A 21829-nucleotide genomic window follows, 5' to 3' on the forward strand; every position below is an offset into this window, starting at 1 on the left:
CATAATACTATGCTTTCATTTATAAAAAATAGGCAGGATAGCTTACCCATGATAAAATAAAATTGTGTGAATTTTATAACAGATAAATATATGGGGGTCTACATAATGAGAGATGAACGTTTAACAACGTTAGCAAAAACATTGTTAACGCACTCGCTTAAACTTGAAAAAGGTCAAAAGGTATTAATTACTTCATTTATTGCAGGAAAGCCGCTAGTTAAAGAACTTGTTAAAGAAACATATAACATGGGGGCTTATCCGTACGTTCAGCTTGTGGACGAAGAAATTTCTCGTGTTTTGCTGACGGGATCTTCTAAAGAACATACAGAGCCGCAAGTAAAGTGGGATTTAGCGAGAATGGAAGACGTAGATGCCTATATCTCCATTCAATGTAAAAACAATGATTCAGAGTTTGCTGAAATTCCAAGTGATATCTTCCAAATGAAGGCCGAGTTGAACAAGCCGGTTCAAAACCTGATTATCAACGACCGTCAATGGGTATTGCTCAACTATCCAACAACAGGTTTAGCTCAAATGGCTAAAATGAGCCTAGAGAAATTTACTGACTTCGTGCTTGATGTGTGCAACGTTGATTATAAAGCGATGGCAGAAGCTCAAAAGCCTCTTCATGCATTGATGGAACGTACCGATAAAGTACGCATCACAGGACAAGGGACAGATTTAACGTTCTCTATTAAAGGTATTCCTGCTGTTATGTGTGCAGGCGAAAACAATATTCCTGATGGAGAGGTATTTACAGCGCCAGTCAAAGACAGCGTGAACGGAAAAATTACGTATAACACGCCTTGTCCTTATCATGGAACAACATTTAATAATGTAAGCTTAACGTTTAAAGACGGAAAAATTGTTGAAGCTACTTCAGACAACACTGAGAAATTGAACGAAATATTTGATACAGATGAAGGCGCTCGTTATGTTGGTGAGTTCGCAATCGGTGTAAATCCATTGATCCAGCATCCAATGGGAGATATCTTATTTGACGAAAAGATTGGCGGAAGTATTCACTTTACACCAGGAAGAGCATATCAAGATGCTTTTAATGGAAACGAATCAGGCATCCACTGGGATATGGTCCTCATACAGCGTCCTGAGTATGGCGGAGGAGAAATCTACTTCGATGATGTTTTAATCCGTAAAGACGGATTATTCGTTCTGCCTGAATTACAAGGGTTGAATCCAGAAAATCTTAAATAAGCAGTGGAAAAAAACTAACATAAATTGCGGGATGCACTGTCCCGCTTTTTCTAATTCACTAATAATAAAAAGAAGGTGTTTTTTTATGATACTTTCAAGCGGACGATTAAAAGATGAAATAAAAGAGGAACTTAAAGGGCGTTTTCCTGAAGAAGAGTTTCATTTTTACAACAAGATGAAAGAAGCTGTCGTGGATCTTGATCAAGCTGAAGTACTTATTTCTTACGGTGAAGATCTGACAGACGAATTAGTCGATCAGGCAAAATCTTTAAAATGGATTATGGTTATCTCTGCGGGCCTGGATAAGATGCCTTTTAAAGCTCTTCAAGAAAAGAACATTCTCATTACAAACGCCAGAGGCATTCATAAGACCCCGATGGCAGAATATACAATTTCGATGATGCTGCAAGTGTCCAGAAAAACAAAAGAATTAATGGAAAATCAAAAACAGCATAAGTGGGACCGAAAAGTTCCTATGACTGAAATCTCAGAAAAAACAATTGGGATATTAGGAACGGGTGCAATCGGATCAGAAGTGGCGAGGCTGGCGAAAGCATTTAATATGAAGACGATTGGTTTTAACAGAAGCGGCAGATCAGTGCCGGAATTTGATGCAATCGTTGATCAAGAAGGAATAAACAAGCTGTATGAAGAAAGTGATTTTATTGTGAATGTGCTTCCTTCAACACATTTAACAGAAAGGTTTATTGGTGCTGAGGCTTTTTCGCGGATGAAATCGTCTGCTGTTCTCATAAACATTGGCCGCGGCACTACGATAGTTGAAAGTGAACTTATCGAAGCTCTCCGAGAAAAGAAAATTCACCATGCTGTTCTCGATGTTTTCGAAAAAGAACCGCTCTCCGAAGAAAGTCCGCTATGGGATATGGAGAACGTGACCGTAACACCGCATCTGTCGGGTATTTCACCGCAATATCAAGAAAGAGCAATTGAGATTTTTAGTGATAACCTGAAACTTTATCGGAAGAGTCGGCTTTCTGAAATGATCAATATCATTCCATATGATCGGGGGTATTAATATGAAGATTTACACAAAAACTGGGGATAAAGGAACAACATCTTTAATTTTTGGCGAAAGAGTATCCAAAAATGATATCAGGGTAGAAGCATATGGTACATGTGATGAGGCGAACAGTATGATCGGTCTTGGCATAAGTCAATTACCTGATGAAGATTGGGCAAAGCAAGCAGCAATCGTCATGCAAAAAGTTCAAACAGTTCTTTTTCATGTTGGTGCTGAACTTGCGACACCTGCAGGCAAAGAAGTATCATGGAAGCTGAAAGAAGATGACATTCGTTTTCTTGAGGAAACGATCGATAGCTGGCAGGAAGGGCTAAAACCATTGAAGCAGTTTATATTGCCTGGAGGGTCTCCTTCTGCAAGTGCTCTGCATACAGCCAGAACGATCGTAAGACGGGCGGAGCGGCTGGCAGTAGGAGTGGAAGCTGTGAATCCTCTCGTATTATCTTATTTAAACCGGCTATCAGACTTTTTGTTCGTTGCTGCAAGATATGTAAATGAACAAATGAAGGTAAACGAACCTGTACTTCACGAAGATTTATCCTAAAAAAGCGAGTGTTCCGTATACTTCAATTGACAAAACCTGTTGTTAAGCAGTAGACTAATTATAACGATTATAAAGTAATAATTCTTAAAGAAATGGGGTGCATGACGGATGTCTAGTGCAAAGATCAATGCTGCAATTGACAATTTAAAAGAAGCAGGTGTGCGTATTACACCGCAGCGTCATGCTATCTTAGAGCATCTTATTCAATCGATGTCCCATCCAACTGCTGATGAGATCTACAAGGCGCTGGAAGGGAAGTTTCCAAATATGAGTGTTGCTACCGTCTATAATAATCTCCGTGTGTTTAAAGAAGCGGGTCTTGTAAAAGAACTGACTTATGGAGATTCATCCAGCCGGTTTGATTGTGTGACAACAGATCACTACCATATCATCTGTGATTCTTGCGGAAAAATTGTAGATTTTCATTATCCAGGCTTAGATGAAGTAGAGAGCCTTGCTGAGTCAGTGACAGGCTTTGATGTAGGCCGGCACCGGATGGAAATTTACGGCGTCTGCCCGGATTGCAAAAGAAAACATTAAATGAAAAAAGCTGACTTCCTAAACGGAATGTCAGCTTTATCTATTTTCTTTACGCATTTGGCGTTTAGAATTGTATTTTTCATCAAACTCTTCGCCTTCAAGACCTTTATCCATCGTAAGCGGCTGATTACAGGACATACATGCATCAACGCGGCCGAGAACTTTCGTTACTTTTCCACAATTCGGACAGACAACTTGCACTGCCTGAGTAGAGATCATTCCAATCCAAAAGTAAACACCAGCACTAGCGATCGTTGCAATAAAACCAATAACCATAAAAATAGACATAACGACAAAACTTGTCTTGAAAAACAGGCCTGCATACATGATGATAATACCTATAAACACAAGGCTTAAGGCAAACGTACGTATTTTATTAATTTTGCTCGTATACTTTATCATACCTGTCCCTCCTACGTTCATTAGTATAACATATGAACTCTGAAGAAAAGAAAAAGGATTTCTTTATTTGATGTTGAAAGATAACACACAGGATTTTGTTAATATGGGAGATGACCTTTAATGGACGATATTTTACGCCCCCTTTATCAGGAAAGAGCCAGCAACGAAAACACGTTAGGTGTTTTAGATGTTGAAAAGACAAAAGCATTTAGCCCAGGTACTGACCACTTTGACAGTATTCTTCTTATTATAGTAAAAGAATCTGATCAGCCGTGGATGATTAAACATTATGAGTTCCAATCTGGTTCAGCAGCCTTGCATGTGGTGACAGAAGAGCTATTGAATTCATGGCTCATGCTTGGCACCAATAAAAGAGCTGTTGACTGGGTAATGAACGGAAAAGTCCTTTTTAATCGAAACGAATACATAACGAGGCTAAGGGACAGGCTTCATGAATTTCCGGCAGAGGAGCGGACACATAAGATTGGACTAGAGTTCGCTAAACTTTTAAGACGGTATAATGATGGGAAGGAATTATTCCACTCTGGACAATATCTTGATGCTTTTAATAACATCATGCATGCCCTTCATCATTTAGCGCGTTTGTCTGTTATTGAACATGGTTATTATCCGGAGGTAACCGTTTGGAATCAGGTGAAAATGATCCAGCCTGAGATATTCAAGCTTTATGAAGAGCTTGTAACCGGTGAGGAATCGATTGATAAAAGAATCGAGCTTCTCCTGCTTGCTTCTGAGTTTTCACTTTCTTCTAAAACAAAACTTGGAGCCAATCATTTACTAAGTATCATTAAACAAAAAGACGAATGGGCTTACCATGAGTTAATGGAGCATAGTGAAGTACAGGATTACGCCATCGACCTCCCAATGCTTCTTACACATCTAAAGGATAAGGGATATATTAAGACGGTTAAACGGGAAACGAAGAGCAAAAACCTATACCACCGTTATTATGCGATAAAAGAATAAACTTTTTTACAAAAAGGTGTTGACCTGTTTATGAATATCGTGCTATATTATTTCTTGTCGCTGCGACACGCGGAAACAATGTTGCAGTCGGGAAACACGGTAAAAAAACAGGTTGACATCTTATTTTTGAGATGTTATCCTAATAAAGTCGCCAAAACGAGCGACAAGTTTTAAACAACAAGTTCTTTGAAAACTGAACAAAAGCAAAGGTAAGGAATTAAGAATTAATTCCGTCAGTTTTAAAACTAGAGCAAGTCAAACACTTTTATGGAGAGTTTGATCCTGGCTCAGGATGAACGCTGGCGGCGTGCCTAATACATGCAAGTCGAGCGAATGAAGAGGAGCTTGCTCCTCTGATTTAGCGGCGGACGGGTGAGTAACACGTGGGTAATCTGCCTGTAAGACGGGGATAACTCCGGGAAACCGGGGCTAATACCGGATAATAAGAAGAAACGCATGTTTCTTTTTTGAAAGTCGGTTTCGGCTGACACTTACAGATGAGCCCGCGGCGCATTAGCTAGTTGGTGAGGTAACGGCTCACCAAGGCGACGATGCGTAGCCGACCTGAGAGGGTGATCGGCCACACTGGGACTGAGACACGGCCCAGACTCCTACGGGAGGCAGCAGTAGGGAATCTTCGGCAATGGGCGAAAGCCTGACCGAGCAACGCCGCGTGAGCGATGAAGGCCTTCGGGTCGTAAAGCTCTGTTGTTAGAGAAGAACAAGTACGAGAGTAACTGCTCGTACCTTGACGGTACCTAACCAGAAAGCCACGGCTAACTACGTGCCAGCAGCCGCGGTAATACGTAGGTGGCAAGCGTTATCCGGAATTATTGGGCGTAAAGCGCGCGCAGGCGGTCTCTTAAGTCTGATGTGAAAGCCCACGGCTCAACCGTGGAGGGTCATTGGAAACTGGGAGACTTGAGTGCAGGAGAGAAAAGTGGAATTCCACGTGTAGCGGTGAAATGCGTAGAGATGTGGAGGAACACCAGTGGCGAAGGCGGCTTTTTGGCCTGTAACTGACGCTGAGGCGCGAAAGCGTGGGGAGCAAACAGGATTAGATACCCTGGTAGTCCACGCCGTAAACGATGAGTGCTAGGTGTTGGGGGGTTCCACCCTCAGTGCTGAAGTTAACACATTAAGCACTCCGCCTGGGGAGTACGACCGCAAGGTTGAAACTCAAAGGAATTGACGGGGGCCCGCACAAGCAGTGGAGCATGTGGTTTAATTCGAAGCAACGCGAAGAACCTTACCAGGTCTTGACATCCTCTGATCACTCTAGAGATAGAGCTTTCCCCTTCGGGGGACAGAGTGACAGGTGGTGCATGGTTGTCGTCAGCTCGTGTCGTGAGATGTTGGGTTAAGTCCCGCAACGAGCGCAACCCTTGACCTTAGTTGCCAGCATTCAGTTGGGCACTCTAAGGTGACTGCCGGTGACAAACCGGAGGAAGGTGGGGATGACGTCAAATCATCATGCCCCTTATGACCTGGGCTACACACGTGCTACAATGGATGGTACAAAGGGTTGCGAAGCCGCGAGGCCAAGCCAATCCCAAAAAGCCATTCTCAGTTCGGATTGTAGGCTGCAACTCGCCTACATGAAGCCGGAATTGCTAGTAATCGCGGATCAGCATGCCGCGGTGAATACGTTCCCGGGCCTTGTACACACCGCCCGTCACACCACGAGAGTTTGTAACACCCGAAGTCGGTGGGGTAACCCTTTTGGGAGCCAGCCGCCGAAGGTGGGACAGATGATTGGGGTGAAGTCGTAACAAGGTAGCCGTATCGGAAGGTGCGGCTGGATCACCTCCTTTCTATGGAGATTATGAAACAGCTTCGACTGTTTCGTAAGTACACCTTTTGCCTTTTGTTCAGTTTTGAGAGAACTCTCTCTCAACTAAATAACACTTTTCTAAGATTTTTTATGAAAGGGTTATTTTATATGTTCTTTGAAAACTAGATATCGACATCCAAACAAAGTAATGCAAGGCAGATAGATTATTTATCTGCGCCAAAGCAAGAATCTTTGATGTGTAAACATCATATAAGGTTAAGCTAGAAAGGGCGCACGGTGGATGCCTTGGCACTAGGAGCCGAAGAAGGACGGGACGAACACCGATATGCCTCGGGGAGCTGTAAGTAAGCACTGATCCGGGGATTTCCGAATGGGGGAACCCACCATCCGTAATGGGATGGTATCCATATCTGAATACATAGGGTATGAGAAGGCAGACCCGGGGAACTGAAACATCTAAGTACCCGGAGGAAGAGAAAGCAAATGCGATTTCCTGAGTAGCGGCGAGCGAAACGGAAACAGCCCAAACCAGAGGGCTTGCCCTCTGGGGTTGTAGGACACTCTACATGGAGTTACAAAGGAACGAAGTAGGTGAAGCGGTCTGGAAAGGCCTGCCAAAGAAGGTAACAGCCCTGTAGCTGAAACTTCGTTCCCTCCTGAGTGGATCCTGAGTACGGCGGGACACGTGAAACCCCGTCGGAATCCGGGAGGACCCTCTCCCAAGGCTAAATACTCCCTAGTGACCGATAGTGAACCAGTACCGTGAGGGAAAGGTGAAAAGCACCCCGGAAGGGGAGTGAAAGAGATCCTGAAACCGTGTGCCTACAAGTAGTCGGAGCCCATTAACGGGTGACGGCGTGCCTTTTGTAGAATGAACCGGCGAGTTACGATCCCGTGCAAGGTTAAGTTGAATAGACGGAGCCGCAGCGAAAGCGAGTCTGAATAGGGCGACATAGTACGTGGTCGTAGACCCGAAACCGTGTGATCTACCCATGTCCAGGGTGAAGTTCAGGTAACACTGAATGGAGGCCCGAACCCACGCACGTTGAAAAGTGCGGGGATGAGGTGTGGGTAGGGGTGAAATGCCAATCGAACACGGAGATAGCTGGTTCTCCCCGAAATAGCTTTAGGGCTAGCCTCGCGGCAAGATTCCTGGAGGTAGAGCACTGATTGGACTAGGGGCCCCCACAGGGTTACCGAATTCAGTCAAACTCCGAATGCCAGAGAATTATCCGCGGGAGTCAGACTGCGAGTGATAAGATCCGTAGTCAAAAGGGAAACAGCCCAGACCATCAGCTAAGGTCCCAAAGTATACGTTAAGTGGCAAAGGATGTGGAGTTGCCCAGACAACCAGGATGTTGGCTTAGAAGCAGCCACCATTTAAAGAGTGCGTAATAGCTCACTGGTCGAGTGACTCTGCGCCGAAAATGTAACGGGGCTAAACGTATCACCGAAGCTATGGCTTGTACCTTTAGGTACAGGGGTAGGGGAGCGTTCGAAGTGCAGTGAAGTCAGACCGGAAGGACTGGTGGAGCGCTTTGAAGTGAGAATGCCGGTATGAGTAGCGAAAGACAAGTGAGAATCTTGTCCATCGAAAGCCTAAGGTTTCCTGAGGAAGGCTCGTCCGCTCAGGGTTAGTCGGGGCCTAAGCCGAGGCTGAAAAGCGTAGGCGATGGATAACAGGTTGATATTCCTGTACCACCTCCTTTCCGTTTGAACAATGGGGGGACGCAGTAAGGTAGGGTGAGCGCACTGATGGAATAGTGCGTCTAAGCAGTTAGGCTGTTGGATAGGCAAATCCGTCCAACGTGAAGGCTGAGCTGTGATGGCGAGGGAAATTTTAGTACCGAAGTCCCTGATCCTACACTGCCAAGAAAAGCCTCTAGTGAGGAAAGAGGTGCCCGTACCGCAAACCGACACAGGTAGGCGAGGAGAGAATCCTAAGATGATCGGGAGAACTCTCGTTAAGGAACTCGGCAAAATGACCCCGTAACTTCGGGAGAAGGGGTGCTCTGATAGGGTTTATCGCCCGAGAGAGCCGCAGTGAATAGATCCAAGCGACTGTTTAGCAAAAACACAGGTCTCTGCGAAACCGCAAGGTGAAGTATAGGGGCTGACACCTGCCCGGTGCTGGAAGGTTAAGAGGAGGGGTTATCCCTTACGGGAGAAGCTCTGAATTGAAGCCCCAGTAAACGGCGGCCGTAACTATAACGGTCCTAAGGTAGCGAAATTCCTTGTCGGGTAAGTTCCGACCCGCACGAAAGGTGTAACGACTTGGATACTGTCTCAACGAGAGACCCGGTGAAATTATAGTACCTGTGAAGATGCAGGTTACCCGCGACAGGACGGAAAGACCCCATGGAGCTTTACTGCAGCTTGATATTGGATTTTGGTACAGCTTGTACAGGATAGGTAGGAGCCTGAGAAGCCGGAGCGCCAGCTTCGGTGGAGGCGTCGGTGGGATACTACCCTGGCTGTATTGAAATTCTAACCTTGAACCGTGATCCGGTTCGGAGACAGTGTCAGGCGGGCAGTTTGACTGGGGCGGTCGCCTCCTAAACAGTAACGGAGGCGCCCAAAGGTTCCCTCAGAATGGTTGGAAATCATTCGCAGAGTGTAAAGGCACAAGGGAGCTTGACTGCGAGACCTACAAGTCGAGCAGGGACGAAAGTCGGGCTTAGTGATCCGGTGGTTCCGCATGGAAGGGCCATCGCTCAACGGATAAAAGCTACCCTGGGGATAACAGGCTTATCTCCCCCAAGAGTCCACATCGACGGGGAGGTTTGGCACCTCGATGTCGGCTCATCGCATCCTGGGGCTGAAGTAGGTCCCAAGGGTTGGGCTGTTCGCCCATTAAAGCGGTACGCGAGCTGGGTTCAGAACGTCGTGAGACAGTTCGGTCCCTATCCGTCGCGGGCGCAGGAAATTTGAGAGGAGCTGTCCTTAGTACGAGAGGACCGGGATGGACACACCGCTGGTGTACCAGTTGTTCCGCCAGGGGCATAGCTGGGTAGCTACGTGTGGACGGGATAAGTGCTGAAAGCATCTAAGCATGAAGCCCCCCTCAAGATGAGATTTCCCATCACGTTAAGTGAGTAAGACCCCTTAGAGATGATGAGGTTGATAGGTCTGGTGTGGAAGCGTGGTGACACGTGGAGCTGACAGATACTAATCGGTCGAGGGCTTATCCTTAATATTGTATGAAACGTTTGGAAACGTCGTATCTAGTTTTGAGAGAACAACCTCTCAAACTTAATAAAATCATGGTTAACGTCATGGTTAGGTCTAGTGATGATGGCGAAGAGGTCACACCCGTTCCCATACCGAACACGGAAGTTAAGCTCTTCAGCGCCGATGGTAGTTGGGGGTCTCCCCCTGTTAGAGTAGGACGTCGCTAGGCAATGAGGAAGATGGATGAAGATCCATCTTCTTTTTTTTGTGTTAAAAAGAAAAGAAAAGTACCTTTTAAGATCAAAACAATAAAGATAAGCCGCTGTCTTTGAAATTATACGGTGGTTGTTCTATGGAAGGCTGCTTATATAGCTGTTTTTTTAATAAGAGAAAGTGCATAGGATGAAACGAATCTGCAGTTTGAGCGAACAGGACACCATTCTGAGCGTAAAACGACGATTCTGAGCATAACTTGGTGATTCTGAGCGAAGAAAGGGTAATCTTGAGCGAACGTGTAACAAATAAAAGAACACGTACCGTAAAAGTTTAAAAGCACTTACTCCAGCCTATTTTATGCTATGGACAACATAAATAGCGACAAACTCTAAGAAAACATAAATAAGGTAGAAAATGTGAACCATCTTCCTTCATAGCACTTTTGTCGAAAAGTCTATAAATGAAAATTTACAGCTTAAAAAGCAAGAATTACAGTTTATAAATTTAAATTACGGTCTATAAACCCAAATTACAGCCTAGAAAATAAAATTACAGCTTAAAAGCGTATATACCACAGAGACACTAAGATATCACCAACCTGAGAAATCCTATAAATCAAAGCTACCTCACATTCACAAGAATAAGCGCTCATATACAAATAAGTCTTAAAACCAATAATTAGGTCTAAATGAGCCAAGTTAGGTCTATTTTCTTTAGATCTGAATCATTTGGCCAAAAGCTTAAAAACACTTACTCCAGCCTAATTTATGCTACACTAGGAGATAAAAATAATAGGGGAGGCTATATAAATGAAAGACGTTCATTTCGATACATCAACTGTACATGCAGGCGGTCATAACAATGTTAAGTCTGTAAGCAAGGTTAAGCCAATCTACCAGACTTCAGCTTTTTCTTTTTCCGATCTGGATGATTTAGAAGATTATTTTCGCGGTAAAAATGACTTCTTATATACAAGAATGAACAATCCGAACCAAGATGACTTTGCACGAGGGGTAGCACAGCTCGAAAAAGCTCCAGCTGGTGTTGTCACGTCTTCAGGTATTTCAGCTATATTAGTCGGTATCCTTTCCGTAGCACAGTCTGGCGATCATATTGTGGCATGCGAGGACTTGTACGGAGGCACTTATCAGCTTCTTTCTGACGACTTAAAGAGTTTCGGTATCGAAACTTCATTTGTCTCTTTTAATGATGTCAATGAAATTGAAAAAAGCATCCGTCCTAATACAAAACTGCTATATTCAGAATCCGTTACAAATCCGCTTTTAAGAGTAGAAGATCTCGGCGCGCTTGTCGGATTAGCTAAAAAGCATCGATTAACTACGATGATTGATAACACCTTTGCTACGCCTTTTGTTTTGCAGCCGTACACACAAGGTGTTGATCTTGTTGTTCATAGTGCAACGAAGTATTTAAATGGACATAGCGATGTAACGGCAGGTGTTGTTGTGGGCAGCGAGGAATTAATCGCTAAAGCTAAATCTAAAATGACTCATCTTGGCTGCAACCTTGGACCGTTTGATGCGTGGCTGGCATCCAGAGGATTAAAAACGTTAAGCGTGCGTATGGAGCGTCATGTAGCCAACGCAAAGGCACTTGCAGGTGAACTAAATGGTACAAAAGGTATTAAGAAAGTATACTATCCTGAGTTTGTCAGCGAAAAAGGGAACGGGGCTATCGTGACGATCGAACTGGATGACAGCAGTGATGTGCATACGTTTTTTAAATCCCTTGACTGGGTACACATCGTTCCGACATTAGCTGGGGTTGAAACTACTGTTTCCTATCCACTTGGAACCTCTCATCGATCATTGCCAGCAGATATGTGCGAGACGCTCGGAATCAATAAAAATGTAATCAGAATCTCTGTCGGAATCGAAAATGCAGAGGATATTATAGAAGTCTTTAAAAAGGCTTCTCAAACAGCTTTAGGGCTTTAAACTGTAACATAAAAGAAATTGTTCCCCTTGTCGAATCGTGGTATGATACCTGAGTGAAAGCGCTTCATCAAACACAGCAAGGGAGGCATAAAAATGAAGCCGAAACAGGAATTACATCGCGGGCTCGAGGAAAGACATATTACGCTTATGTCACTTGGGGCTGCTATTGGAGTGGGCTTATTTTTAGGTTCCGCTTCAGCGATTGAGATGGCAGGACCAGCAATTTTATTTGCATATGCTCTAGGTGGAGCAGTTATGTTTATGATTATGCGAGCTCTTGGTGAAATGGCAATCCATCAGCCAGTTGCAGGATCATTTAGCCGATACGCAAGAAACTACATCGGACCATTAGCCGGGTACTTAACAGGTTGGAACTATTGGTTCTTGTGGATCGTAACTTGTATGGCTGAGATTACAGCGGTAGGGATCTACATGAAGATGTGGTATCCAGACATACCAACGTGGATCTGGGCATTAGCCGCACTTGTCATTATGGCTAGCATCAACCTTCTTGCGATTAAAGCATATGGTGAGTTTGAATTCTGGTTTGCTTTAATCAAAATTGTAGCGATCGTTTTAATGATTGTAACTGGTTTAGGAATGATTATATTTGGTTTTGGTAACGGTGGAGTTGCTACCGGAATCAGCAACCTTTGGGAAAATGGCGGATTTGCTCCGAATGGGGTTAAAGGTATTCTCATGTCGATGCAAATGGTTATGTTCGCCTTCTTAGGTATAGAAATGATCGGTGTAACAGCAGGTGAAGTAAAGAATCCTGAAAAATCGATTGCTAAAGCTGTAAATACAGTATTTTGGCGTATATTATTATTTTATGTCGGTGCATTGTTCGTTATCATGTCGATCTATCCTTGGGATCAAATTGGTACACAAGGAAGTCCGTTTGTATTAACGTTTGAAAAGATCGGGATTGGACAAGCTGCCGGAATCATTAATTTTGTTGTATTAACAGCTGCATTATCTAGCTGTAACAGTGGAATTTTCAGTACAGGCCGTATGTTGTTCAATCTTGCTGAACAAAAACAAGCTCCTGCAAAACTTCATAGTGTAGGTAAAACAGGAGTGCCGTCTACAGCTATTTTAGTTTCAGCTGCAGCCTTATTAGTCGGGGTGGTACTTAACTACTTAGTTCCTGAAAAAGTATTTGTTTGGGTAACGAGTATTTCTACGTTTGGTGCGATCTGGACGTGGTCAGTCATTCTCATTTCTCAATTGAAATTCCGTAAAGGATTAAGTGATGAAGAAAAAGCTGAATTAAAATTTAAAATGCCACTGTATCCTTTTGGATCCTATATAGCACTTGCGATATTGATATTTGTAGTAGGAATCATGGCATACTTCCCTGATACACGAATTGCGTTAATTGTTGGCCCATTCTGGCTGATCTTATTAACTGCGATCTACTACGCTAAAGGTTTCCATAAGAGACCAGAAAACGCGAAAAAAGCAGCATAATCTAAGGGCACTGGAAAAAATTAAATTTCCAGTGCCCTAATATTTATTTAACACTTGCATCATACTAATAAACGTGTTATATTAATAAATGTCCGAAACAAGTTGTTGAACAAACAACCTTTTATAACGTCGCGGGGTGGAGCATGGAGCGTACGCTTAAGTGAAATCACAACGACATGTCTCGACGGATACACATCATGATGATGCATGTAGAGGAAGAGACAACAAACTCGGAAACATCATCTGTATACTTTTATCGTCGCGGGGTGGAGCAGTCTGGTAGCTCGTCGGGCTCATAACCCGAAGGTCGCAGGTTCAAATCCTGTCCCCGCAACCAATTTAAATTTCATGAACTACGTCGAAGTACATCTTGATCATGAAATATCAGTAGTGCCCATAGGGTGCAACCAATTTTTACTACATCAATTACATACAAGCTGGACCCGTGGTGTAGTGGTTAACATGCCTGCCTGTCACGCAGGAGATCGCCGGTTCGACCCCGGTCGGGTCCGCCACTTTTAAAAAACGAAACAAGGTTTCGTGTTTTTTTATGTCTAAAAGTAAGTTAAACTTAAAATATACTACTGATACCTTAGGAGTTCAATCTGATCCTAAGGCTTTTTTATAAACTGATTTAGCCAAAGAGGTGATTCCCAATGCTTCATGATGAATTTGAATGGATAAAAAGCATCACACCGAATTCTTCTTTTCAAAAAGAGTTAGTAACGGGTATTGGTGATGACGCCGCACTTTGGTCAGTAAACAAAGAAATGGATCAAGTCGTATGTGTTGATACGATGGTCGAAGGAGTCCATTTTACGAAAGATACTTTGTCACCTTATCAAGTTGGCTATAAGGCGCTTGCTGTGAACTTGAGCGATTTAGGTGCAATGGGTGCGATACCGCAGTTTTATTTAGTATCTATAGCGATCTCGAAGGACTGGAATGAAGAAGAGCTTGGCGAGGTTTATAAAGGTATGGCCCATCTCGCATCAAAGTATAAAACAGACCTCATTGGCGGGGATACAGTTTCGACAAAAGGTCCTCTTGTATTAACAGTTACCGTTATTGGAAAAGTAGAAAAAGGGAAACGTTTGCTTCGAAAAAATGCGAAGCCAGGAGATTCTGTCTTTTTAACAGGAGTAACGGGAGAATCTGCGGCAGGGCTACAGCTATTATTAAAAAATACGAGACACCATCATTTTAGCAGTGATGAAAAGCAGCTGATCTCACAGCATCAAATGCCTTCTCCTCATATAGAACAAGGGAGAATATTAGCATCCAGCGCTCTTCGTATCTCTTTAAACGATGTAAGTGATGGAATAGCGAGCGAACTCAATGAAATTGCTGAAGCCAGTCAGGTTACCATACATATTGATGAAAATAAAATCCCTGTCAGTCCATTATTAGCCAGATATCCGAAGAACGAGCAGCTAAACTATCAGCTGTTTGGCGGAGAAGATTATGTACTGACTGGAACGGTGGCTCAAGATCAGTTTGAACAAATAAGCATATTGTTTCAAAAGCATTCTCTGGAGATATTTGAAATTGGGAAAGTTGGAGAAGCTGGTAATGCAGCAGTTTATTTGCATCGAAACGAAAACAAATCACCAGAACGAATTACAAAACAAGGTTTTAATCATTTTAGGGAAAGGTAAGGGAAGTCATGAGTGTTTATCATTTTAAAACAAAGTCAGCGGAAGAAACGATGGCTTTTGCTGAAAAACTAGGGTCAGTCCTCGAAAAGGGAGACGTTCTTACACTGGCTGGAGATCTTGGCGCAGGTAAGACCACTTTTACTAAAGGACTTGCTAAAGGTTTAGGCATAACCCGTACCGTGAACTCCCCTACGTTTACCATCATTAAGGAATACAATGGCCGGTTGCCTCTTTACCATATGGATGTGTACAGACTGGAAGACTCTGATGAAGATTTAGGTTTTGAAGAGTATTTTTCAGGTGAAGGGGTTTGTGTGGTAGAATGGGCGACCTTTATAGAAGAATATCTGCCAAAAGAGAGATTGGAACTGGTCATCTCGCATATTGGCGAAGACGAACGAGAAATACAACTAACTCCGCTTGGGGAAAGATACGAAGAACGTGTTAAGGAGATTATGCAATGAAAGTACTGGCAATAGATACATCCAACCTCGTTATGGGGATTGCCGTATTGGATGAAGGAAAAGTACTTGGTGAGTATATTACGAACTTAAAGAAAAATCATTCGATACGCGTGATGCCTGCGATCGAGCAGCTAATGAAAGAAACCGGTGTTAAACCTGCTGAACTCGATCGTATCGTTGTTGCTAAAGGTCCTGGCTCGTATACAGGTGTAAGAATTGGCGTCACAATCGCTAAAACGCTCGCGTGGACATTGAAAAAAGAACTTGTAGGTGTTTCAAGCCTTGAAGTACTCGCGCAAAGCGGAAAGTATTTTGATGGTTTTACAGTTCCGTTATTTGATGCAAGGCGTACACAGCTGTTTACGGGTCTATATGGACAAGCTGACTCAGGTGAATTTGAGAATCTATGGGAAGACCGCATCATCTTATTAAAAGATTGGCTAGAAAAACTGCAAGCTACAGATAAGAAAGTTCTATTCGTAGGAAACGATCTTCCTATACATCAGGAAACAATATCTGAGGTTTTGGGAAGTCAGGCTGTTTTTGGACATGTGTCTGATCATAATCCAAGACCTGGCGAGCTAGGACGAATCGGTATGCAGAGGGAGCCGGATGACATCCATTCATTTACACCAAGTTATCTTCAACTAGCCGAAGCAGAAGTAAACTGGCTGAAGTCACAGGGCAAGTAGGTGTTTCAGGTGGGAGAGGCATATACTTATAGACTCGCAAAAGTAAGTGATATTGATGATATTCTTGGCATCGAACAGTCTTCCTTCACTGTTCCTTGGTCGAGAGAAGCTTTTTACAGAGAGATCGTTGAAAATCAATTTGCATATTACCTTGTCATTGAAGATCATTTTCAGCCGATTGGCTATTGCGGCATCTGGCTAGTGATGGATGAGGCTCATGTAACAAATATTGCGATTCTTCCTTCATACAGAGGAAGAAAGCTAGGAGAACAGCTGATGAAAGAAGCGATGATTCTCGCAAAAAGGCATGGAGCAGCAACGATGACGCTGGAAGCACGAGTCAGTAATCACGTTGCTCAGAACTTATATAAAAAGCTTGGATTCGAAGCAGGCGGTATCAGAAAAAACTATTACAGTGATAACGGTGAAGATGCGTTAGTTATGTGGGTGGAACTATGAAAAAAGATGAAATCATATTAGCAATCGAAACCAGTTGTGATGAGACAGCTGTAGCCATTGTAAAAAACGGCACAGAGCTATTGGCGAACATTGTGGCTTCACAGATTGAAAGCCATAAACGATTCGGCGGAGTTGTGCCTGAGGTGGCGTCGCGTCATCATGTGGAACAAATTACGATCGTTATTGATGAAGCGTTAAATAAAGCTGAGCTTGAACCGGCTGATTTAACAGCAGTTGCTGTTACAGAAGGACCGGGATTAGTTGGCGCACTCTTAATCGGTGTAAACGCAGCAAAGGCATTTGCGTTCGCACACGGGCTGCCGCTTGTACCTGTTCATCATATCGCAGGACACATCTACGCGAATCGCCTTGTAAAAGAGATGACGTTCCCGTTGTTGTCGCTGATCGTTTCAGGCGGACATACAGAGCTTGTTTTAATGGAAGAACACGGAACCTTTAAAGTAATCGGGGAAACAAGAGATGACGCAGCAGGTGAAGCGTACGATAAAGTCGCTCGTACATTGAACATGCCGTATCCAGGCGGTCCGCATATCGACAAGCTTGCCCAAGAGGGAGAACCGAACATTGACCTGCCTAGAGCTTGGCTTGAACCTGAATCACTGGATTTTAGTTTCAGCGGATTAAAATCAGCTGTGATTAACACCGTTCATAATGCAGCACAGCGCGGCGAAGTAATTAAGCCAGAAGATTTGGCAGCAAGCTTTCAAGCAAGTGTTGTGGATGTCCTTGTGGAAAAAACATACCGTGCAGCTGATCAATATAAAGTGAAGCAAGTTCTTCTTGCAGGTGGTGTAGCTGCGAACAAAGGGCTGCGTAAAGCATTGGAAGAACGATTTAAAAATACGGGGTATGATCTAGTAATTCCGCCTTTGCACTTATGCACAGATAACGCTGCTATGATTGCGGCAGCAGGAAGTGTTGCTTATCAAAAGGGTACACGGGCTGATATGGCACTCAATGGAGTACCAGGACTGGATCTTGAAGCGCAATAATAGCGAAAAGAGGCTGACTTAAAAGTAAAACTTTTAAAGGTCATGCCTCTTTTTATTTAACCTTTTAGATAACGTCCATTATTACAAGATGGTAGGTTATCGAATAATACTCGATAAGATAGCTGAAATACGAAGGTAATTATTTATTTTTTATTTTGTAAAAAATAAAAAATTCGGGGTGCCAAAAGTAAGTTTACCTTACTTTTGGGCCAGCCCCTTGTCGACTAAAAGAGACTTCATTCGACACATTCTTTGTGGAAAAGTTATGCACAGTTCTGTGGATATTGTGGACAACGGTTGAAAGAGTTCTACAAATAAGGGTTCATGTTATACACAATTCACACAATGTATACACAATTTTCTGTGGATAAAGTGGATAAGTGGAAAATATACTTATAAAACCTAATTTTGTCTTGTGGATAACAAAAAGCTGACAACCCTATAATTAAGATTGTCAGCTTTTGAAAGTTAAGCATTCTGCAATTCTTCCCATTCTTCCATAAGGGTTTCGATTTCACCATTTAATGTATCTAACTGTGATTGGAATTCTTGTGTTTTCTCGTAATCTTGGAATACCTCAGGTTTGCAAAGTTCACCTTCTGCGTACGCAATCTTGCTTTCAAGTCCCTCTAGAAGCTCTTCAATTTCCTCAATTCGGCGCTGTCGTTTCCGGTCTTGCTTTTTAGCTTCTTTGTCGATTGAGTTCTTGGCACTGTTTGATTGTGCAGCGGATGCGGCGTTCGCATTATTTTCGGCTTTTTGTCGTTCTGCAATTTCTTCACGGGCTTTCATTTCGTTCTTTTTTTCCGTGTAATAATCGTAGTCTCCGAGATACTCTGTAAGCCCATCTGGAGCCAGTTCAACAACCTTAGTCGCGATCCGGTTAATAAAATAACGGTCATGAGATACGAAAAGTATGGTTCCTGGATAATGAATCAACGCCTGTTCCAGTACTTCTTTGCTATCAAGGTCCAAGTGGTTCGTCGGCTCGTCCAATAATAGCAGGTTGCCTTTTTCCATCATGAGCTTAGCAAGGGCAAGCCGTGCTTTCTGGCCGCCGCTTAACTCGTTTACAAGCTTCAGAACATCATCACCGCTGAAAAGGAATTGGCCAAGTATTGAACGGATTTCCTTTTCGGTTTTTTCGGGATAATCATCCCAAAGCTCGTTCAAAAGTGTTTTCCGTGAGTGAAGATCGGCTTGTTCCTGATCATAATGAGAAATCTTCAAACCACTGCCATATCGAATGTCGCCTGTAATGAGCGGCAGCTGTTTTCGAATTACTTTTAATAGTGTCGATTTGCCGATTCCGTTAGGTCCGACGATTGCTATACTATCTTGTCGGGTTACTGCCAGGTTTACATTTTTAAAAAGTGGGGCTCCGTTTTCATAGCCGGTGCTCACTTCCTCAAGTTTCAGCACATCGTTTCCGCTTTGTCTTTCGATATCAAAAGAAAAGGAAGCGGATTTTTCTGATCCTGCGGGACGTTCTTTAAGCTCCATTTTCTCAAGCTGTTTACGCCGGCTCTGTGCACGTTTTGTAGTTGAAGCACGCACAAGGTTGCGCTGAATAAAATCTTCGAGTTTAGCAACCTGGTCTTGCTGTTTTTCAAATTCTTTCATTTCTTGAGCAAACCGCTCCGCTTTTTGATCTAAATAACTAGAATAGTTTCCCGTAAATCGATAACAACGTTTTCTGGATACTTCATAAACGGAAGTTACAATTTTATCGAGGAAATAACGGTCATGGGAGACGATCAGAATGCCGCCTGGATAGCTTTGCAGATACTGTTCGAGCCACGTTAACGTTTTAATATCTAAGTGGTTGGTAGGTTCGTCCAGAATAAGAAGATCCGGTTTCGTTAAAAGTAGCTTTGCAAGAGCAAGTCTTGTTTTCTGTCCGCCGCTAAGCGTATTGATTCTCGTGTCTCTATCGAAATCGGCAAATTGAAAACCGTGAAGAACGGTACGAATCTCTGCTTCGTATTGATATCCGCCTTCATCCTTAAATTGAATCTGCAGCTCATCATAATCTTTTAAAAGGCGTTCATACTCTGCAGCGTTTTCTAAAACACCGGGATCGCCCATGCGCGCTTCCATTTCACGCAGCTTTTTCTCTTTTTTTCGAAGAGGTTCAAAGACTGAGAGCATTTCGTTCCATATCGTTTCATCAGAATCAAGACCGGCATCCTGTGCGAGATAGCCTGTTTTCACATCTTTTGGAATCATGACATGACCGGAATCGTATGAATACTCGCCTGTAATCACGCGGAGAAGAGTAGACTTTCCTGCGCCGTTTCTGCCAACAAGCGCAATACGTTCTCCAGTTTGAACTTCTAATTTTATATTGGATAAAATGACGTCAGCACCAAAAGACTTTGTGACGTCTTGAACTTGTAAAATAATCATTTCAATTCACCTCTATGAAAAAGGGTGATTATTTAATTTAGTGGCTTTATTCCAAAGAATTGCTGCTTGTGAACAAAGCATTGGTTACGCTTCATTGACAAGTTGGTTGGAGCGTAAGGTGCGAGACTCCTGGGGGATTAGCGGGACAGGTGAGACTCCTAACGGCGCAAAGCGCAGAGGAGGCTCACCGCACGCCCCCCGGAAAGCGAGCATCCTGAAGCGGAAATCAACTACTTCCACTAGCCTTTAAATAACAATCATAACCCTATCTATTAGTAGTTTAGCGCAGTTTGGGGATTCACGCCAACAAAGGGAATGTTCAACATTTTGCAATATTTACATGGAAGAAAATAACGACAATAAAAGCGGTTTCGTGTATATTCAACATGAGGAGGGGTTTTATGAAAGAGTTAACCCATTTTAACGAAGAAGGCCGTGCCAGAATGGTGGATATTTCAGAAAAAGAAACATCATACCGGACTGCCATCGCGGTCAGCGGGATAACCGTATCTGAAGAAGTCTTCCTTAAGATTAGAGATAACAAGTTCAAAAAAGGGGACGTTCTCGCAGTTGCTCAAATCGCTGGCATCATGGCGGCTAAAAAGACATCTGACTGGATTCCAATGTGCCACCCGCTCTCATTAACCGGCGTTGATCTTTCCTTTCAATGGGACAAAGAAAGTGACGAAGGTTACAAATTAAACATACAAGCTGAAGTAAGAACAAAAGGAAGTACTGGAGTAGAGATGGAAGCACTTACGGCCGCTTCAGCTGCAGCATTGACCGTATATGATATGTGTAAAGCAGCTGATAAAGGAATGATCATCGGTCCTACATATCTCGTCTCAAAAACAGGCGGAAAGAATGGGGATTTCGTACGCTCATCAAGCCCCGACAAAGTATGATACAATAGGAAAAGATAAGCTTTCTGAATATGGAGGGCAAAATACATGAACCAAGATCAGCTAAAAATACCGCATGCTACAGCTAAACGGCTGCCATTATATTACCGGTTTCTAAAAAATCTCTCTTCCTCAGGAAAGCAAAGGGTGTCCTCTGCTGAATTAAGTGAGGCTGTAAAAGTAGATTCTGCTACGATACGAAGAGATTTTTCCTATTTTGGTGCGTTAGGGAAAAAGGGTTATGGCTACAATGTTAACTACTTGCTCTCATTTTTCCGCAAAACCCTTAATCAGGATGAAACAACAACGGTTGCTTTAATCGGAGTAGGTAATTTAGGCACTGCCTTTTTGCATTACAATTTTACAAAAAATAATAATACAAAAATAGAAGTAGCATTCGATGTAGATGAATCTAAAATCGGTACAGAGATTGCCGGCGTACCTATTTACCATACGAACGATATTGAAAGTGAACTTGAGAAACGGGGAATTGATGTTGCCATTCTTACTGTGCCAGTGGGTGCAGCCCAGCCGATCGCCGATCAGCTGGAAAGAGCGGGTGTTAAAGGCATATTGAACTTTACGCCGGCACGTCTGACCTTGTCTTCAGAAATTCGTGTACATCATATCGATTTAGCTGTAGAGCTTCAGTCACTCGTTTATTTTATGAAAAATTACTCTTAAAGGAGGAAGTACAATGTTAGGACCAGGAAGTATTGCAGTAATTGGACTTGTAGCTTTAGTTATGTTTGGACCAAAGAAGCTGCCTGAATTAGGAAAAGCAGCAGGTAAGACGCTTCGCGAGTTCAAGCATGCAACAAAAGGCATTATGGACGATGATGATAATAACAAAAAAGAAAGCGAAGAACCGAAGAAGTAAGGATGTTTT

The 21829-nt window shown here is 43.1% G+C and carries 16 protein-coding genes, 2 tRNA genes, 3 rRNA genes and 1 pseudogene; 20 read left to right on the forward strand and 2 right to left on the reverse strand.

Annotated elements, in window-relative coordinates:
• Positions 1-105 precede the first annotated feature (105 nt).
• The 4 genes from ABE41_RS02600 (at position 106) to perR (ending at position 3341) form a co-directional block, all read left to right on the forward strand.
• The gene (locus ABE41_RS02600; protein ID WP_066286245.1) at positions 106-1215 is read left to right on the forward strand and encodes an aminopeptidase; all 1110 of its coding nucleotides are present in this window, start codon (positions 106-108) and stop codon (positions 1213-1215) included.
• Between the two features lie 85 nt (positions 1216-1300).
• Positions 1301-2251: a D-2-hydroxyacid dehydrogenase gene (locus tag ABE41_RS02605; protein ID WP_066286248.1), complete on the forward strand. Its 951-nt coding sequence runs from the start codon at positions 1301-1303 to the stop codon at positions 2249-2251.
• Between the two features lies 1 nt (position 2252).
• On the forward strand, positions 2253-2801 hold the full coding sequence (locus ABE41_RS02610; RefSeq protein ID WP_066286252.1) for a cob(I)yrinic acid a,c-diamide adenosyltransferase: 549 nt from the start codon (positions 2253-2255) through the stop codon (positions 2799-2801).
• A 108-nt stretch (positions 2802-2909) separates the two neighbouring features.
• Positions 2910-3341 carry a peroxide-responsive transcriptional repressor PerR gene (gene perR, locus ABE41_RS02615; RefSeq protein ID WP_066286254.1) on the forward strand — a complete coding sequence of 144 codons (432 nt, stop codon included), beginning with the start codon at positions 2910-2912 and terminating at the stop codon, positions 3339-3341.
• A gap of 36 nt (positions 3342-3377) precedes the next feature.
• Here perR and ABE41_RS02620 read toward each other — a convergent pair whose 3' ends face one another.
• Positions 3378-3743 (reverse strand): YgzB family protein, encoded by a 366-nt coding sequence (locus ABE41_RS02620; protein WP_066286256.1) that lies wholly within the window; start codon positions 3741-3743, stop codon positions 3378-3380.
• Between the two features lie 120 nt (positions 3744-3863).
• On the opposite strand from ABE41_RS02620, the gene ABE41_RS02625 reads away from it, so the two are divergent.
• The 13 genes and pseudogenes from ABE41_RS02625 (at position 3864) to tsaD (ending at position 17629) form a co-directional block, all read left to right on the forward strand.
• A complete protein-coding gene (locus ABE41_RS02625; protein ID WP_066286257.1) occupies positions 3864-4730 on the forward strand; it encodes a nucleotidyltransferase-like protein in 867 nt (288 codons plus the stop codon).
• Between the two features lie 264 nt (positions 4731-4994).
• Positions 4995-6544: ribosomal RNA gene (locus ABE41_RS02630) — 16S ribosomal RNA — on the forward strand.
• 234 nt (positions 6545-6778) lie between these two features.
• A 23S ribosomal RNA gene (locus ABE41_RS02635) occupies positions 6779-9717 on the forward strand.
• 92 nt (positions 9718-9809) lie between these two features.
• Positions 9810-9925: ribosomal RNA gene (gene rrf, locus ABE41_RS02640) — 5S ribosomal RNA — on the forward strand.
• The 16S, 23S and 5S rRNA genes sit together here, the layout of an rRNA operon.
• A 796-nt stretch (positions 9926-10721) precedes the next feature.
• Complete coding sequence (locus ABE41_RS02645) at positions 10722-11870, forward strand: trans-sulfuration enzyme family protein (RefSeq protein ID WP_066286258.1); 1149 nt, start codon at positions 10722-10724, stop codon at positions 11868-11870.
• A gap of 93 nt (positions 11871-11963) precedes the next feature.
• Positions 11964-13343: an amino acid permease gene (locus ABE41_RS02650; protein ID WP_066286262.1), complete on the forward strand. Its 1380-nt coding sequence runs from the start codon at positions 11964-11966 to the stop codon at positions 13341-13343.
• 260 nt (positions 13344-13603) lie between these two features.
• Positions 13604-13680: transfer RNA gene (locus tag ABE41_RS02655), tRNA-Met, on the forward strand.
• Positions 13681-13782: 102 nt separating this feature from the next.
• Positions 13783-13858, forward strand: a tRNA-Asp gene (locus ABE41_RS02660).
• Positions 13859-13999: 141 nt separating this feature from the next.
• The gene (gene thiL / locus ABE41_RS02665; RefSeq protein ID WP_066286264.1) at positions 14000-15001 is read left to right on the forward strand and encodes a thiamine-phosphate kinase; all 1002 of its coding nucleotides are present in this window, start codon (positions 14000-14002) and stop codon (positions 14999-15001) included.
• A gap of 8 nt (positions 15002-15009) precedes the next feature.
• Positions 15010-15520, forward strand: a pseudogene (tsaE, locus tag ABE41_RS02670) (tRNA (adenosine(37)-N6)-threonylcarbamoyltransferase complex ATPase subunit type 1 TsaE).
• Entirely contained in the window at positions 15498-16157 is a 660-nt protein-coding gene (tsaB, locus tag ABE41_RS02675) for a tRNA (adenosine(37)-N6)-threonylcarbamoyltransferase complex dimerization subunit type 1 TsaB (RefSeq protein ID WP_367642154.1), read from the forward strand. The pseudogene tsaE and the gene tsaB overlap by 23 nt, the downstream one beginning before the upstream one ends.
• A gap of 9 nt (positions 16158-16166) precedes the next feature.
• Positions 16167-16616, forward strand: a complete 450-nt coding sequence (gene rimI, locus ABE41_RS02680; protein WP_066286269.1) for a ribosomal protein S18-alanine N-acetyltransferase — start codon at positions 16167-16169, stop codon at positions 16614-16616.
• A complete protein-coding gene (gene tsaD, locus ABE41_RS02685; protein WP_066286271.1) occupies positions 16613-17629 on the forward strand; it encodes a tRNA (adenosine(37)-N6)-threonylcarbamoyltransferase complex transferase subunit TsaD in 1017 nt (338 codons plus the stop codon). Before rimI ends, tsaD begins: the two co-directional genes overlap by 4 nt.
• A 468-nt stretch (positions 17630-18097) precedes the next feature.
• On the opposite strand, the gene ABE41_RS02690 is transcribed toward tsaD, so the two are convergent.
• Positions 18098-20038, reverse strand: coding sequence for an ABC-F family ATP-binding cassette domain-containing protein (locus ABE41_RS02690; protein WP_066286273.1), 1941 nt, complete (start codon positions 20036-20038; stop codon positions 18098-18100).
• A gap of 401 nt (positions 20039-20439) precedes the next feature.
• Between ABE41_RS02690 and moaC the strand changes: the two genes are divergently transcribed.
• The 3 genes from moaC to ABE41_RS02705 are packed head-to-tail and all read left to right on the forward strand — an operon-like array spanning position 20440 to position 21820.
• Complete coding sequence (gene moaC / locus ABE41_RS02695; protein WP_066286275.1) at positions 20440-20943, forward strand: cyclic pyranopterin monophosphate synthase MoaC; 504 nt, start codon at positions 20440-20442, stop codon at positions 20941-20943.
• Positions 20944-20988: 45 nt separating this feature from the next.
• Entirely contained in the window at positions 20989-21624 is a 636-nt protein-coding gene (locus tag ABE41_RS02700; RefSeq protein WP_066286277.1) for a redox-sensing transcriptional repressor Rex, read from the forward strand.
• Between the two features lie 13 nt (positions 21625-21637).
• On the forward strand, positions 21638-21820 hold the full coding sequence (locus ABE41_RS02705) for a twin-arginine translocase TatA/TatE family subunit (RefSeq protein ID WP_066286279.1): 183 nt from the start codon (positions 21638-21640) through the stop codon (positions 21818-21820).
• Positions 21821-21829 lie beyond the last annotated feature (9 nt).

This window comes from Fictibacillus arsenicus (assembly GCF_001642935.1).
In the GTDB taxonomy this organism is placed as follows: Bacteria; Bacillota; Bacilli; order Bacillales; family Fictibacillaceae; genus Fictibacillus; species Fictibacillus arsenicus_B.